The 13,820-nt window shown below is 55.8% G+C and carries 14 protein-coding genes and 1 pseudogene; 2 read left to right on the forward strand and 13 right to left on the reverse strand.

Annotated features, from left to right (window positions below):
• Positions 1–213: 213 nt before the first annotated feature.
• The 5 genes from ACWGZX_RS15880 to ACWGZX_RS15900 all read right to left on the reverse strand — a co-directional run bounded on the left by ACWGZX_RS15880 (position 214) and on the right by ACWGZX_RS15900 (position 4,420).
• Positions 214–1,446, reverse strand: coding sequence for a methyltransferase (locus ACWGZX_RS15880; protein ID WP_452624541.1), 1,233 nt, complete (start codon positions 1,444–1,446; stop codon positions 214–216).
• Positions 1,427–2,116 (reverse strand): ABC transporter permease, encoded by a 690-nt coding sequence (locus ACWGZX_RS15885; RefSeq protein ID WP_223518796.1) that lies wholly within the window; start codon positions 2,114–2,116, stop codon positions 1,427–1,429. Before ACWGZX_RS15885 ends, ACWGZX_RS15880 begins: the two co-directional genes overlap by 20 nt.
• Positions 2,113–2,808 (reverse strand): ABC transporter permease, encoded by a 696-nt coding sequence (locus ACWGZX_RS15890; RefSeq protein WP_027922191.1) that lies wholly within the window; start codon positions 2,806–2,808, stop codon positions 2,113–2,115. The genes ACWGZX_RS15885 and ACWGZX_RS15890 overlap by 4 nt, the downstream gene beginning before the upstream one ends.
• A gap of 78 nt (positions 2,809–2,886) precedes the next feature.
• On the reverse strand, positions 2,887–3,633 hold the full coding sequence (locus tag ACWGZX_RS15895) for an ABC transporter substrate-binding protein (RefSeq protein ID WP_223518798.1): 747 nt from the start codon (positions 3,631–3,633) through the stop codon (positions 2,887–2,889).
• Positions 3,634–3,646: 13 nt separating this feature from the next.
• Positions 3,647–4,420: an ABC transporter ATP-binding protein gene (locus tag ACWGZX_RS15900; RefSeq protein ID WP_007897462.1), complete on the reverse strand. Its 774-nt coding sequence runs from the start codon at positions 4,418–4,420 to the stop codon at positions 3,647–3,649.
• 564 nt (positions 4,421–4,984) lie between these two features.
• Between ACWGZX_RS15900 and gabP the strand changes: the two genes are divergently transcribed.
• On the forward strand, positions 4,985–6,376 hold the full coding sequence (gene gabP, locus ACWGZX_RS15905) for a GABA permease (RefSeq protein WP_223518800.1): 1,392 nt from the start codon (positions 4,985–4,987) through the stop codon (positions 6,374–6,376).
• Between the two features lie 92 nt (positions 6,377–6,468).
• On the opposite strand, the gene ACWGZX_RS15910 is transcribed toward gabP, so the two are convergent.
• The 4 genes and pseudogenes from ACWGZX_RS15910 to ACWGZX_RS15925 form a co-directional block, all read right to left on the reverse strand.
• Complete coding sequence (locus ACWGZX_RS15910; RefSeq protein WP_452624542.1) at positions 6,469–6,921, reverse strand: hypothetical protein; 453 nt, start codon at positions 6,919–6,921, stop codon at positions 6,469–6,471.
• A 6-nt stretch (positions 6,922–6,927) separates the two neighbouring features.
• Positions 6,928–7,344: a hypothetical protein gene (locus tag ACWGZX_RS15915; protein WP_452624543.1), complete on the reverse strand. Its 417-nt coding sequence runs from the start codon at positions 7,342–7,344 to the stop codon at positions 6,928–6,930.
• A gap of 29 nt (positions 7,345–7,373) precedes the next feature.
• The gene (locus ACWGZX_RS15920) at positions 7,374–8,348 is read right to left on the reverse strand and encodes an alpha/beta hydrolase family protein (RefSeq protein WP_452624544.1); all 975 of its coding nucleotides are present in this window, start codon (positions 8,346–8,348) and stop codon (positions 7,374–7,376) included.
• Between the two features lie 60 nt (positions 8,349–8,408).
• Positions 8,409–9,008 (reverse strand): annotated as a pseudogene (locus ACWGZX_RS15925) (DUF1016 N-terminal domain-containing protein); the annotation flags it as partial.
• Positions 9,009–9,272: 264 nt separating this feature from the next.
• Here ACWGZX_RS15925 and ACWGZX_RS15930 point away from each other — a divergent pair.
• Complete coding sequence (locus ACWGZX_RS15930; RefSeq protein WP_452624545.1) at positions 9,273–9,719, forward strand: carboxypeptidase regulatory-like domain-containing protein; 447 nt, start codon at positions 9,273–9,275, stop codon at positions 9,717–9,719.
• Positions 9,720–9,843: 124 nt separating this feature from the next.
• On the opposite strand, the gene ACWGZX_RS15935 is transcribed toward ACWGZX_RS15930, so the two are convergent.
• The 4 genes from ACWGZX_RS15935 to ACWGZX_RS15950 all read right to left on the reverse strand — a co-directional run bounded on the left by ACWGZX_RS15935 (position 9,844) and on the right by ACWGZX_RS15950 (position 13,565).
• The gene (locus tag ACWGZX_RS15935; RefSeq protein ID WP_452624546.1) at positions 9,844–10,635 is read right to left on the reverse strand and encodes a TSUP family transporter; all 792 of its coding nucleotides are present in this window, start codon (positions 10,633–10,635) and stop codon (positions 9,844–9,846) included.
• 72 nt (positions 10,636–10,707) lie between these two features.
• The gene (locus tag ACWGZX_RS15940; protein WP_452624547.1) at positions 10,708–11,787 is read right to left on the reverse strand and encodes a hypothetical protein; all 1,080 of its coding nucleotides are present in this window, start codon (positions 11,785–11,787) and stop codon (positions 10,708–10,710) included.
• A 519-nt stretch (positions 11,788–12,306) separates the two neighbouring features.
• A complete protein-coding gene (locus tag ACWGZX_RS15945) occupies positions 12,307–12,723 on the reverse strand; it encodes a hypothetical protein (RefSeq protein WP_452624548.1) in 417 nt (138 codons plus the stop codon).
• Complete coding sequence (locus ACWGZX_RS15950; protein WP_452624549.1) at positions 12,720–13,565, reverse strand: Panacea domain-containing protein; 846 nt, start codon at positions 13,563–13,565, stop codon at positions 12,720–12,722. Before ACWGZX_RS15950 ends, ACWGZX_RS15945 begins: the two co-directional genes overlap by 4 nt.
• Positions 13,566–13,820: the final 255 nt, after the last annotated feature.

Here is a 13,820-nt window from a genome sequence, read left to right on the forward strand (position 1 = left end):
TGTGTTAAATGCTTATGCACAACGGGGTTGGTGCTTTGCCTCGTTCATTACTGTTTTTGTGGACCAGTTCTCATTTGTCCGCAAATCGCTGTTTTTCCGGATTTTTTTGCAAGTGTATAAAAAATGAACAGTGTCGTTTTACCCCTGAAACACGCTCAGGTATTGGATCCAAGGAAATTCCATCAACAGAGTTATCCACAGGCTGCGACTTTTTTACGCACGCTCCGCCAAGAGCAAGAAATTGCGCGGCGTGAGTGGGGTTTCGCAAAAAGTACCCAGACGAACGGTATAGTCTTGCTCTCTCAGGAAGAGCGCTCGGTCAAGTACCAGCCAAAGCTCCAGCGGGCGTCGAAAAAGTCCGCGTAGTAGCTCCAGATTGCGCACTTGCGCCAATCGTTGCCAGCCTGCGGCTTCGAATGCGGACCAGTCTTGCGGACCGATTGTGGATAACTCTTTTAGTGCGGCCAGATGATGGCAGTACTCGGCAAAGGATGTGTCTAGCCAGGCACTCGGCAGGGAAGGGGTGGGCAGGTATTCATCAACACCGCGCAGTTGTCGTTGTAGCAAGTCGAAACCCAGACGCCTGGCCATCGAAGTGTCTCGCTGACGTCGCACACGAGCACCGGCGGTGACGGTCTCGCTCATCGGTAGCGCGAGGTCGTCGAGGGAAAGTTGCAGGGCGGAGCCTTTTGCGGCCAGGGATATCGGCGAATACTCGGTCAGACCGATGCGGTTGTAGCAGCACGGCGCGATGGCGAGTTGTTTGCAGCCTGCCGCGCTGGCGAGCTGGATCAATCGCACATGAAGATCACCGCAGGCGTGCAGCGCCACCGGCGAGTGGTCAGCATTCAATAAACTCGCGGCGCCAAGAGCGAGCACATCCTGTTCGACATGCAGGGCATGCAATTGATGGCGCTGGCTGAGTACCTGTCCGCTGGCCACCAGCGCCGGGTCGTATTCCAGGCAGGTCAGTTGTTGCCCGGTTTGCAGCAAACGCCGCCCCAAGTGGCCCTTGCCCGAGCACCAGTCCAGCCAATGCTTCGGCGGTGCAGCAAACGACAGGCGACTGGCAAACGCCTCAATTTGTTGCCACTTGCGCCCAGGCACATCGACATTCAGCCGATGCCCGGCGGCTTCCAGTGCGTGCGCCGGCAACTTACCGACGGTGCTCAGCGCAGCCGACAACGTCGCCAATGAAGCAAACGGCTCCGGCGCATCCAGCAAACAAGGTTGGTTATGAGCAACTTCCGCGTCTTCCAGCGACCGCCCACGCAACCAAAGCGCCAGTTCTGGATAGGACGCTTCCCAAGGCAGTTGCAGATGAGTAAACGGTCGTGGCTTCCACAGCGCCTGATGCTCAATCAGAAAAGCATCCAGCGCGATGAAGCGGGCGAGCAGGTCCTCGCCCGTCAGCACGCAGGAGGCATCAACGCCCTTGGCAGGCATCGACGCGCAGCCAGCGCTCCAGCAGCTTGAAGCCGCGAACCAGCACGTAAGCCATCAACAGATAGAACATCCCCGCGGCGAAGAAGATCTCCACCGGCAGGTAAGTCCGGGCAATGATGGTGCGGGCCATGCCAGTGAGTTCCAGCAAGGTCACGGTACTGGCCAGGGCGCTGGCCTTGAGCATCAGGATCACTTCGTTGCTGTACGCCGGCAGGCCGATGCGCGCGGCACGCGGCAGGATGATGTAGAAAAGTGCTTTCGCGCGAGACATGCCCAACGCTCGCGCTGCTTCGATCTCACCCGGAGGAATCGCCTGAATCGCACCGCGCAGGATCTCGGCGATATAGGCCGCAGTGTGCAGGGTCATGGTGGCGGTGGCACACCAGAACGGATCGCGCAGGTATGGCCACATCGAGCTGTTACGAACTGCATCGAACTGCGCCAGCCCGTAATAGACGAGAAACAGCTGAACCAGCAACGGCGTGCCACGGAAAAAGAAGATGTAGCCGTAGGGAAATGCCCGCACATACCAGAGTCGCGACGAACGCGCGATGCCCAGCGGAATCGCCAGCAGCAACCCGGCGATTACAGCGATGGCCACCAACTCCAGGGTCAGCGTTGCGCCTTGGGCCAGCTTCGGCAGCCACTTGATGATGATGTCCCAGTTCATTGGGTGCTCCTCGCAAAGCCGCGAGCGGCACGACGTTCCATTAAGTGCATGCCGCTCATGGCGAGTACGGTCAGGCCCAGGTACATGAACGCGGCCACCATATAGAAGGTGAACGGTTGCTTGGACACGGTCACGCCGATTTGCGCATGACGCATGATTTCTTCCAGGCCGATGACTGATACCAGCGCGGTGTCTTTCATCAGGATCATGAACAGGTTGCCAAGACCCGGCAGGGCGATGCGCCACATTTGCGGCATGATCAGTTTGGTGAAGATGCGAAATTTCGACAGACCCAACGCCACGCCCGCTTCACGGTGACCTTTGGGAATCGCCAGAATCGCGCCCCGAAATACTTCGGTGGCATACGCGCCGAAGCACAGGCCCAGCGCAATTACGCCGGCGGCAAAGGCGTTGAGTTCGAGGTCGGGATTGCCGAAAAACTCGCCCAGGGCACGCATCAGGTTGACCGTGCCGAAGTAGATCAACAGCACCCAGAGCAATTCCGGAATGCCGCGAACCAGTGTCGAATAAGTGCCGCCAAGCCATTGCAGCGGCTTGTACGGGGATGTCTTGGCCAAGGCGCCGAGCAAACCGAGCACCAGCCCAAGACACAAGGCTGAGAGTGCCAGTTTCACAGTCATCAGCGCGCCAGCGGCGAGCGCCGGGCCGAATCCGTAGAGATCGATAGTCATGGGTTTCTTTTCAAGTCGCGGCAGGCAATGCCATGGACTGGCGCCGTCAGAGTACGGCGCCGGTCCGGCAGGTCAGAATCAATAGATGCTGAACGGGAAGTACTTGTCGTTGATTTTCTTGTAGGTGCCGTCCTCGACGATTTCCTTCAGGGCGAGGTTCAGCTTCGCGCGGATCGGGTCGCCTTTACGTACCGCGATACCGATCTTGTCGCTTTCTTCCACCGGATCGCCTTTGAATTCGTAAGGGCGGCCAGCGTCGCTTTTCAGCCACTCATAGTTGACGTACTTGTCGGCAAGGATGCCGTCCAGGCGACCGGAAGTCAGGTCCAGGTAAGCATTTTCCTGGGTGTCGTAGAGTTTGATCTCGACGCCGTCCATGTTGTCTTCCATCCAGGTACCGGCGAGGGTCGCACGTTGTGCGCCGATCACTTTGCCTTGCAGGGAAGCCTTGTCGGTTTTGAAGTCGACGTCTTTCTTGGCGATGAACTGCAGTTTGTTCGAGTAGTACGGGTCGGTGAAGTCCACCGCGCCCTTGCGCTCATCAGTGATCGACATCGAGGAGATCAGGAAGTCGAACTTCTTGGCGTTCAGGGCCGGGATGATGCCGTCCCAGTCGGAGGTGACCACGGTGCACTCGACTTTCATCTTCGCGCACAGGGCGTCGCCGATTTCCTTGTCAAAGCCGACGACATTGCCACTGGCATCTTTATTGTTGAACGGCGGGTAGGCCGCTTCGATGCCCATCTTCAGGGTTTCGGCCATGGCGCCGGCGCTGAACGCCAGGGTGACGGCGGCAGCCAGGAAGATCTTTTTGTAGTTCTGCATGCGGGAAGCTCCGTTAGCGGTTGCTGGACATGAATTGTTTGCAGCGTGCCGAAAGCGGGTTTTCAAACACCTGCTGTGGTGATCCTTGCTCTTCTACCAGGCCCTGGTGGAGGAACACCACTTCGCTGGACACCTGACGGGCAAAGCCCATTTCGTGGGTGACCAACAGCATGGTGCGGCCTTCTTCGGCCAGTGCGCGGATGACATTAAGTACTTCCTGGACCATTTCCGGGTCAAGGGCGGAAGTAGGCTCGTCGAACAGGATCACCTTGGGCTGCATCGCCAAGGTACGGGCGATGGCGGCGCGCTGTTGCTGGCCGCCAGACAGTTGCGCCGGGTACGCGTGACGCTTGTCGGCGATGCCGACCTTGGCCAGCAAGGCTTCGGCGACTTCGATGGCTTCGGCTTTGCTTTGACCGAGGACGCGGCGCGGCGCTTCGATGATGTTGTCGAGCACGCTCATGTGCGGCCAGAGATTAAAGTTTTGAAACACAAAACCAATCTCGCTGCGCAGGCGGTTGATCTGCTTGCCGTCGGCGGCGACCAGTTCACCGTTTTTCGCGGCCTTGAGTTTGAGTTCTTCGCCGGCCACCAGGATCTGACCCTGGTGCGGGTTTTCCAACAGATTGATGCAACGCAGAAACGTGGATTTGCCGGAACCGGAAGAGCCCAGGATCGAGATCACGTCGCCGTCGCGGGCGGTCAGCGAGATGCCTTTGAGCACCTCAAGCTGTCCGTAGCGTTTGTGCAAATTGCGGATTTCAAGCGCGGGCGTGGCCTCAGCCATGTGCGTTCCTCATAGTGTTTCGCTCCTGCTGTTGGCGGCCTTCCTGGCGAGGCGGCCAAGCTAGCATAGCGTTTGAATGGCAGCCAACAGCGCTACGGGCGGTAAACGGAAGTGATGTAGCAGGTTGTCGCATCGCTACAGCAGACTGTCGCGCTGCTATCAACCGAACAGCCGTTTGAACCTGCTTTTAAATACAAAGCAGCCGTGGGTGTCGCGTAAAAAAAGGCGCGATGTTGCCAGCTTTGACGGGGTGTTGGAAGCGCTAACCGGCCAATCGTCCCTGATCCGCACTTTTATAGTGCTTCGAGCCTTTTTCGGGTGTGTTTCCGGTGCGCGCATTCGTTCTAAAAGTGAGTCGCAGGGTAACGTTCTGGCAAAGTGCCATTAATTTCAATGACTTGCGATGACCGTCCGGTCGGGACGAGATCACCGTGGTAGACGGTTTTGAAACATTTTGGCGCAATTATTGCGTACAGAATCCAGAACGCCCCGTTGGTTTCTTTTTACGAGAAAGAATTCAAAGCGGGATGCACGCATTCGCTTTTCCTTACAAAGGTAGTTTCAATGAGCAGTACCCCAAGCTCCAATGGCCTCGAACAGGGGCTCAAACCGCGTCATGTGACCATGCTGTCGATTGCCGGAGTTATCGGCGCCGGCTTGTTCGTTGGCTCGGGTCACGCCATCGCCGCCGCAGGCCCGGCCGTGCTGTTGGCATACGCTGCCGCCGGTATGCTGGTCGTGCTGGTGATGCGCATGCTCGGCGAGATGGCCGTTGCTTCGCCGGATACCGGATCCTTCTCGACGTACGCCGATCGCGCGATTGGTCACTGGGCCGGTTTCACCATCGGCTGGTTGTACTGGTGGTTCTGGGTCTTGGTCATCCCGCTGGAAGCCAACGCCGCCGCAACCATCCTGCATGCCTGGTTCCCGAATGTGGCGATCTGGGCTTTCACGCTGATCATCACCCTGCTGTTGACGGTGACTAACCTGTTCAGTGTAAAAAACTACGGTGAGTTCGAATTCTGGTTCGCCCTGATCAAGGTCGTGGCGATCATCGGTTTCATTGTCCTCGGCGTTATGGCGATCTTCGGCTTCATGCCGACCAGTCAGGTCAGCGGCGTTTCGCACCTGTTCGACACCCAGGGCTTCCTGCCAAACGGCATGGGCGCGGTACTGGGCGCGATCCTGACCACCATGTTTTCCTTCATGGGCACTGAGATCGTGACTATCGCGGCCGCGGAGTCGAAGAACCCTGGCCAGCAAATCTCCAAGGCCACCAACTCGGTGATCTGGCGGATTGGCTTGTTCTACCTCGTGTCGATCTTCATCGTTGTGGCCCTGGTGCCGTGGAACGACCCGATCCTGGCCAGCGTTGGTTCGTACCAGACTGTGCTTGAGCGCATGGGCATCCCGAATGCCAAGCTGATCGTCGACATCGTGGTACTGGTTGCTGTGACCAGCTGCCTGAACTCGGCGCTGTACACCGCATCGCGCATGATGTTCTCCCTGGGCAAGCGCGGTGATGCACCGGCCGTTTCCCAACGCACCAACAAGAGCGGCACGCCGTACTGGGCTGTGATGTTGTCCACCGGCGCTGCGTTCCTCGCGGTGTTCGCCAACTACGTGGCCCCGGCCGCCGTGTTCGAATTCCTGCTGGCCAGCTCCGGCGCCATCGCGCTGCTGGTGTACCTGGTGATCGCCATTTCACAACTGCGTATGCGTAAACAACGCATGGCTCGCGGTGAAAAAATCGCCTTCAGCATGTGGCTGTTCCCGGGCCTGACCTACGCGGTGATCATTTTCATCGTGGCAGCCCTGACCATCATGTTGTTCCAGGAAGCGCATCGCGTGGAGATTCTCGCGACCGGCCTGTTGGCCCTGCTGGTGGTGGCGGCTGGCGTGCTGGTAGCTCGCCGTCGTCGTAATGAGAAGCTGAGCGCAGTGTTGGCACGCTGAGGGTTCTGACCCAAGGCAATCGTTGTTGATACCTACGAAAACGGCCGCTGTCAGTGATGACAAGCGGCCGTTTTTGTTTCTGCCAATAGCGTTTACTCGCTTTTTACTTCTTGTGCATCCAGCGCCTGACGATAGCTGTCCAGCGCATCGCCGAAGTCGGTGATGAACTGCGGATCGGTCAGCCAGGCTTGAGCCGTTTCCCGGTCCATGCCATCGGCCCACATGCGGTAGTCGATCAGCATGTCGGCGGCCAGGTGAGTGGCGGCCATGGCTTCGTTGTCGGCGTTTTCCATGTCCAGCAATTCTGGATGGTCGCTGATGATCCCGGCGAGATCTGACAGCAGGACCTGAAGCATGTCGTTACGGCTGACGGCCTCTGCATCACGCATCTTGCTGAACATCGCCAGAGTGTATTCCGGGATCGGCTCGCCGATTTCCCCTAGGTCATCGTCCAGCGCAGCGGGTTTTCTGCCGTGGATGTTGATTTGCTTGGCTTTGGCCTTTGCGCGTTTGGCGCGTTTCTGTTGCTTGTTCGGGGATGCCATGGGAGCTCAGTTTGTTTTCTGTTGGGTTTGGGCGGCGATGATATCGGACGCTGCCACATAGTCAGCCTGGAAGGCCGGTGATTCGATCCACGCCAGGGCGCCGGCTTCGTCCACTTCGGTCGACCATTGGCGGTACTCGATCAGCGCGGCAAGGATGAAGTCCATCGCGCCTTCTTCGCCTTCCTGTTCATAGACCAATTCCAGCAGCGGGTCTTCCAGGAACGCCAGGCACATCGCTTGCTGGCTGGTCTTTTCGGCGTCGATCATCTTCTTGAACAGCTCGGTCAGGTCCACCGATTCGAAGTCGATGCGATCATCGTTCGGGTCCAGCTCGACCGGCGCGGCGGCACGCTGAGTGCGGTTCTGCTTGGCCTTGGCTTTGGCGCGAGTGGCGCGTTTGTGCTGCTTGTTGGCGGAGGCCATGGGTGTCGTTCCGTAATCGTTGAGAGGGCTCAGCTGCGTGGGACTTGCCGCCCGGGTGTGCCGGGGGCCAGTTCGGCGTTTTGCAGCCAGGACAATGCAATGGGCCATAGTGTGGCTTGGTATGCGCTGCGAAAAAAGGCGAAATGTCCGACTTCTTCTTCGCCGATGTCTTCGGGGGCGATTCGCAAGTGGGTGTTGGTGCTGTGGGTGAAGTAGCCGAGCAGGCGTTCGATGGCCGAAATCGTGCCGTAAGGATCGTCGCTGATGCTGATCGCCAGGATTTTCGCGCTGACACGCTCAAAGGGCAGTCGACCGGTTCCGCCATGGAGGCGTCGACCGCTGGGGCGCGTTTCATAACGGGCTGTCGGTGTAGTCCAGTCGCGAACTACGCCGGCCGGTGTGTCCTCCAGCCAGCCGAGGCGCTTGCCGGGGAAATAGCCATGGAACATCGTCATCAACGGCATCACCACATGCCACTTGCCGAACATCCGCCAGCGATGGGCGGGCGCGTAATCACGCCAGTAAGCGAATTGCGCACCGACCGTCACCATCCGTCGAATGACACGCCCGGACGCCCCCAGGCCTGCTGCACAGCCGCCAAAGCTGTGGCCGACGACGTCGATGGGCTGCCCGGGGAATTCACGCTCAGCGCGCCTTAGCATCGCTTCAAAGTCCAGCGCGCCCCAGTCGGTCCATGAAGCGTCGAGGTCTTTGAGCGAGGCGGGACGTGATTCGCCGATGCCACGGTAATCGTATGTGATGACATCGAACCCGTTGGCGAACAGGTAATCGGCGAATCGTGAGTAATGGCGGCAGCGCACGGAGGTAGCAGCGTTGATGATCACGACGGGGCGCGCAGGGTCTTGCAGAGTGTGCCGCCAGGTGAACCCGCCGAGGGTGAAGCCGTCTGCGGCGGGCTCCTCGAAGGGGGCGCCGGGTGTGGTGGCAGGCAATGGCAGCTCGATCTGAGCGGGTGCCTGTGCAGGCGTGTCCTTGAAATTCATCGGTGACGGACCTTTGCGCGTAGCTGCCAACGATAGTCTTCATGATGCGTGGGGACAATCTACTGAGGCCGTATCAGGCAGGCCGAGAAACTCCAATACCTCTGAACTCCGTGTAGGGTCAGTGGGGCTAGCGGCCATTTTCTGGATATTGGTGGCGGCTTCCTCCCTGACCGCAGACCGGTCGCGACTCGCGAGCAGACGTTCGTAATAGAGCGTATTGATCTGACGCTCCAGGGCGCGACTCGACCAATTCTGAAGGGCTGACTCGTTCATGTACCAATGGCGTGCATGGTCGTTGTCGACCCGCAGTAGTCTGCGGTAGTGGGTCCAGCTCAATTCGTGACGCAGTGCGTCACAAATTGGGAAGGCTTGATAGAACTGGCGCATGTAGCGAAGGTTGGAAGCGTCAAAGCCTTTCCCGAACTCGGCTGTCAGAATTTTCGCCAGCGTCGCCAACAACTGCTTCCCATACCCCGCCCTACGAGCCCCCTCCTGCTCAAACTCGACAATATGCCGCCCGATCTGCCAACAGGTTTGCACTTGAGCCGTATCGACCGCTCGAAGCACTTTAAGGCGTGCCTGGCGGATCAGATCTCCAAGGTTGCTCACCAGAGAGGCGAGTTGTGGATCTTGAGTGTTATCGGTTTTGACGATGGTCATGAAGTCTTCCGTGGCTGGAGGAGCAGGCGAAAGAGGATGACAAGAGAGCGTGGGGTGGCGATGCAGTACGCCGCTGGTAAGCCGGAAGGAATTGCCGGATTCGTTTTGCAGGACCAGGCCGACGGCGGGACGTATTTGTGGAATACAGGGTGTAGTCCGTTTCGCAGTGAACCCAAGATCGAATCAATCTAAAACTCGACCGGTGTACTGGAAATCAAAATTCAAGGGAGTGAAAGGGTTCTGAGAAGCCCGGGAGTCGTCATCATGAAATTCGTCCATGCATTCATGTTGTCCCTTGTTGCCATCGGCGCTCTGGCGTTTCCAGCGATGCTGAATGCGGCCAGTCTTGAGCCCGTCGACAGTTCAGGCGTGCAAGTTCAGCAGCAGGAGCAAAACGGGATTGCTTACCTGTCCGGTGGTATTGGCGAGGATGAAGCGAAGGCTATCCAGCAAACCACTGGTTATAACCTGCACATGACCTTCTCTGTCGGTCCGAAAGACGAATACATTCCAGACGTGGAACTGCTTGTCCAGAACGCTCAAGGTCCGGTGCTGACGCTCAGGCAGGCAGGCCCTTTGGTTTACGTCCAATTGCCTCCTGGCAAGTACACGGTCGTGGCAACGCGCAATGGTGAAGCGAAGCGTGACACGACAGATATCGCCAGTGCTGGCGCGAGGAATCTGGTGTTCCACTGGAACAGTAGCGAATGAGGGGGTTGGTTTCAGGGTTTTCGGTATTTGGTACCGGAGACGGCATCGAACCGCCGACCCTGCGCAGGGTGGGTCGGCGGCGATCAAAGTTGAAGGCAAGAACTGGTCAGAGTCGCACCGGCAATCATAGCGAAGCCAAAGTTTCAAGGATCGCGACGCGTAAGGGATTGCTTTCTACGCTCAGCAGCTTGATGGCCAAGGCGCAGCAGACCACGATCAACATGGGTTTAATCAAGCGTGGACCGACGCGAACAGCGGCTCGTGCACCCAATTGAGCGCCGATGAAGGCCGCCAAAGCCATGGCTATGGCAATCGGCCAAATAATCACACCTTTGGTAATGAAGACCGACAAAGAACCCAGGTTGCATGAGGCGTTGGCAAGTTTGGTAAAACTCATGGCCCGCATCATGCCCAAGCCGCAGAGAAGTACAAACCCGACAATAAAGAAAGAGCCCACACCGGGGCCAAATATACCGTCGTAAAAGCCCAGGATCGGCGCGAAGGTAAACGAAAAAAGCAGAATGCCGATTCTCTTGCGTCGATCTTCATTGGCCAGCTTGGGAGAGAAAGCAAAATAGATAGCCACCAGAATCAGCATGATAGGCACGCAAACTTCCAGATAGTGCTTATCAATAGAGCTGACCAGCAAGGCACCACTGGCGCCGCCAATAAATCCGCAGATCACCAGGAAACGACCTTCGCGCCACTCGATCATTCCTTTACGAGCAAAGGTCACAGTGGCCGAAACAGTTGCCGACGCGGCCTGGAACTTGTTCGTTGCAATTGCGCTGATCGGATCTATACCGGCCAGAAACAATGCAGGTAAGGTAATCAAGCCCCCACCGCCGGCAATCGCATCAAAAAAACCGGCGAAAAAAGCGACAAGCGCCAACATGCCTATTAAATCCCAAGACATAACATTCCCTCTTTATAGTTATTGGCCAGTAATCACATGACTGGTCCTTCCGCAGCTTGAATGCTTAAAAAATCAGCCCTGCAGCAGTAACGGGTCCTCTGAAATAACGACAGGGGAAGAAAATTTTGAAAGCCCGAAAATACGTACCAGGACCCGTCTGTTGTCTTTGATGACATCGCGACAGTGCAGGGATCGGACGTTATTGATGACCATGGCCGACTCTTGCGTCAGCGTGTATTTGAATGGAGTTGCTTCGCTTACCCCCTGGCAAAGGGCGGCGTAGGCCGTTTTGACAAAATTCGAGGCGTTGTCGTTGACCGAAAAGCGATACGAGTTGAAGCGGGCTGCGACCCCGACCTTGTCGTCAAACTCTAGAATCGAAACGTTGCGACCATCCTCCCCTTTGCCACTGACAAAGGAGTCGCTACGAGTGAATTGGAAGTTGCCCGTGGTCAGTGCGAGGCAGTGGGTAACGCCAATTTTTTCCAGTAGGGGAGGCAGCGGAATCACCCGCGTAGGTTCCAGGCCCGGGTTCCACAGGGCGGAAAGTATGAGCGACGACGGAGAGGGCGAGTGCCCGTCTTTCGCGTTCACGGCGCACCAGTAAGGCGCCTCGGTATGCGGGCCAAGCGCGAGGCCGGAATGGGAACTCAGTTCCTTGATGTCCGGCTCGGCATTGATTTTGACGAGTCCGCCACCCTTGAAGTTGGCCACCAATCGAACCAGCTTTCCTTCGTTGTCCATGTCATAGGCAAAGGAGTTGTTATCCACCAGTTTCAACAAGATCTGATTACGGGCGGCCAGGCAAAGGACGTCGTAGCGATTTTCCAGGGATGTCAGGTTGGGTAGTTCATTTGGAGGGCTGCCATCGGTGATTTTTTGCAGCCCTTCAAAGATCAGCACGCAAATAAGGCCATTGGAGTAGGCCGCCAGCAGTTCGCATTGGTCTTTCGAAAACGAGAACTTTAATTCTGTGGCTGCCAGAGATGCTTTGAAATTGGCTCCTGGTGCCTGCGGCCCGCCGATGGAGGCCAGTTCTTCGGCGAACTTGTGAAGCCATGTTGACTGCCGAATATCAAAGCTCAAAATTCTGATGTCCTGTCCAGTAAAAAGCTCAACGTTTTCGACATCCCGTTTGATGGCGTCAGTCATTGTCTACATCCCTGTTGTGTATCTGCTCCCGGTTATGCGGCAGCTCCTCCCACGATTCTGCCCAAGCCGATGATCAGCGTATGTCATCCACTTCCGTTAAAGCATACGGAGCGTTCCGACAAACCCGAGAGATTGCGAGAAGGGCCGATCACCAATGCTTGATGCCACTCGGGACTCGGCTTCGGAAGGCGTTGCAGGTGCTTGCTGGCGTGGCGCGAGGAGGAGGGGGGATGCTTAGTCCGGCGCTTCGAGGGTGACTGGAACAGTGCCTCATCAAATCCCGGGCATAAAAAAACCCTGAATCTTGCGATTCAGGGTTTTCGGTATTTGGTGCCAGAGACGGAATAGAACCAATGTCTGTAGGCCTTGTAGGTAAAGGGCTCGTGTGGTTTGGGTGATTTGCTTGCCCCCAAATCTGCCCCCAAAAAGAAATATGCCAATGCCTGACGTAGACCCATGACACGTTGGGTGTCGTTTCTTCAAACGACACCCTATAGAAGCAAGCGCCTACATTGGAGATTATGCTTTGGCTTCGCGCTCGATGATCGTATAGGTCGAATTGTCGCGAATCACAGTAGTGACCGCCCCCTTCTTTTTTCCGCGGATCAATGCATGCGAAGGATTTGGAGTGAATGCATCCCCTTGTTGTGCAGGCAGCGGATCGTGCAAGATATCTTGCTTCCAGTCGGGCACTAATTGGGTCGATCTCTTTGGATTTGTTGGATTCCGAATGCTATCGCAAACAGCAATCGAAACAATCATATTTCGGCCGTTCGCAACATGCGGCGATAACTCTGGATTAAGCTGAATTTTTTGCCAATCGCAAGATAGATTAGGGTCGTTAAAAATTGAAGTAGGAAGTTCAGTCTGTCCGTCTGGAAAAACCCGTGGGTCAGCGTAGCGGTAGAGCACTTCTCCGTCCAAGATATTACTCATACCGACATCTTCCCGTAAACTTCCGCAAAGTTCTCTTCGAACTGGCCCAAGGGAATTTCGTATTCCTCAAAATTGCCGTCTTTTTCGAACTCTACTTCTACTATCTCAGAGTTGTGAAAATTTAAGTATGTTGAATTGTCTGATACAAATTCCAGGCTGATCCCTCCGGTAGGGATCGGGCCCATGATTAACTTTGGATAAATTGGTTTTGCGTGATTAGAAAATAGTTGCCTTTCTAAGCCCGAAAGAAATCCGACTGCTACTTCGCTCGTACGCTCTGTAGGCGCTGCCGCTTGTCCCGAGATCCAAGCATTCCCAATCAGAGGAAGATCTCTCAAATATTTAAGGCGAGATAGAATAAGCTCATGAAACTGAAGTTTTTGTTCTGCAGCCGTTTTGTAATCTTCAAATGAAGAAAAATTTTCGAAGTAGGTTTTCAACTCGGGCTTGGATAGATAAACATTCTGATCAGGGATGTATTTCGAAGCCCATGGAGTATCTGCGTGTGAGTACTCGATGAGTTTATATGAGCCGATAGCGCAAAATGTCAGTGTTAGCGCTAATAGGAAAGCAGCCGTATTTTCGGTAATGGGCTTGAGAATCTCATTCTTTGGCTTGTTAATATTATGATAGCCAAGATGTTTATATTTGTGGAATATTCCAGAGTTAACCGGTCCATGCTTCCAAGCTTGAAAGTCTTCTTGGAACAAAGCCTCTCCAAACTGCGCAAGATGAAAGCCTTGGGCAAGGTACAGTAGCTTTTGTAATTCTCGGTTCGTCAGGCTATGAGGAGCAGGAGTCTGAGCGAGAATGTGGTCAGCAATATCAAAAATAGTGGGCATATAGTCCTGTTGGCGCTTATTTCAGGCCATAGATCGTCGTAGCATCGTGTGTAAGCATTCGCTATCTGTCAAGCATGGTCTCATCAGCCTCATCTCGAAAAATTGTAGCCCACGTCATTCACCTTGCTTCCCGCCATAGTCCCCCCACAGGATTAATCGCTTCGGGTCGATTGCAGTCCCTCGCTTAAGGCGCCAAACGACCACCCCACTTTCCGCGATTTGCCATCATCCAATGTGTGACTGATTTCAAAAAAC

This window comes from Pseudomonas sp. CLCA07 (assembly GCF_053615335.1).

What these genes read in the sequence shown, in the direction of transcription:
- ACWGZX_RS15880 (WP_452624541.1), bottom strand. Translation starts at nt 1,446, where the DNA reads ATGCCTGCCAAGGGCGTTGATGCCTCCTGCGTGCTGACGGGCGAGGAC.
- ACWGZX_RS15885 (WP_223518796.1), bottom strand. Translation starts at nt 2,116, where the DNA reads ATGAACTGGGACATCATCATCAAGTGGCTGCCGAAGCTGGCCCAAGGC.
- ACWGZX_RS15890 (WP_027922191.1), bottom strand. Translation starts at nt 2,808, where the DNA reads ATGACTATCGATCTCTACGGATTCGGCCCGGCGCTCGCCGCTGGCGCG.
- ACWGZX_RS15895 (WP_223518798.1), bottom strand. Translation starts at nt 3,633, where the DNA reads ATGCAGAACTACAAAAAGATCTTCCTGGCTGCCGCCGTCACCCTGGCG.
- ACWGZX_RS15900 (WP_007897462.1), bottom strand. Translation starts at nt 4,420, where the DNA reads ATGGCTGAGGCCACGCCCGCGCTTGAAATCCGCAATTTGCACAAACGC.
- gabP (WP_223518800.1), top strand. Translation starts at nt 4,985, where the DNA reads ATGAGCAGTACCCCAAGCTCCAATGGCCTCGAACAGGGGCTCAAACCG.
- ACWGZX_RS15910 (WP_452624542.1), bottom strand. Translation starts at nt 6,921, where the DNA reads ATGGCATCCCCGAACAAGCAACAGAAACGCGCCAAACGCGCAAAGGCC.
- ACWGZX_RS15915 (WP_452624543.1), bottom strand. Translation starts at nt 7,344, where the DNA reads ATGGCCTCCGCCAACAAGCAGCACAAACGCGCCACTCGCGCCAAAGCC.
- ACWGZX_RS15920 (WP_452624544.1), bottom strand. Translation starts at nt 8,348, where the DNA reads ATGAATTTCAAGGACACGCCTGCACAGGCACCCGCTCAGATCGAGCTG.
- ACWGZX_RS15930 (WP_452624545.1), top strand. Translation starts at nt 9,273, where the DNA reads ATGAAATTCGTCCATGCATTCATGTTGTCCCTTGTTGCCATCGGCGCT.
- ACWGZX_RS15935 (WP_452624546.1), bottom strand. Translation starts at nt 10,635, where the DNA reads ATGTCTTGGGATTTAATAGGCATGTTGGCGCTTGTCGCTTTTTTCGCC.
- ACWGZX_RS15940 (WP_452624547.1), bottom strand. Translation starts at nt 11,787, where the DNA reads ATGACTGACGCCATCAAACGGGATGTCGAAAACGTTGAGCTTTTTACT.
- ACWGZX_RS15945 (WP_452624548.1), bottom strand. Translation starts at nt 12,723, where the DNA reads ATGAGTAATATCTTGGACGGAGAAGTGCTCTACCGCTACGCTGACCCA.
- ACWGZX_RS15950 (WP_452624549.1), bottom strand. Translation starts at nt 13,565, where the DNA reads ATGCCCACTATTTTTGATATTGCTGACCACATTCTCGCTCAGACTCCT.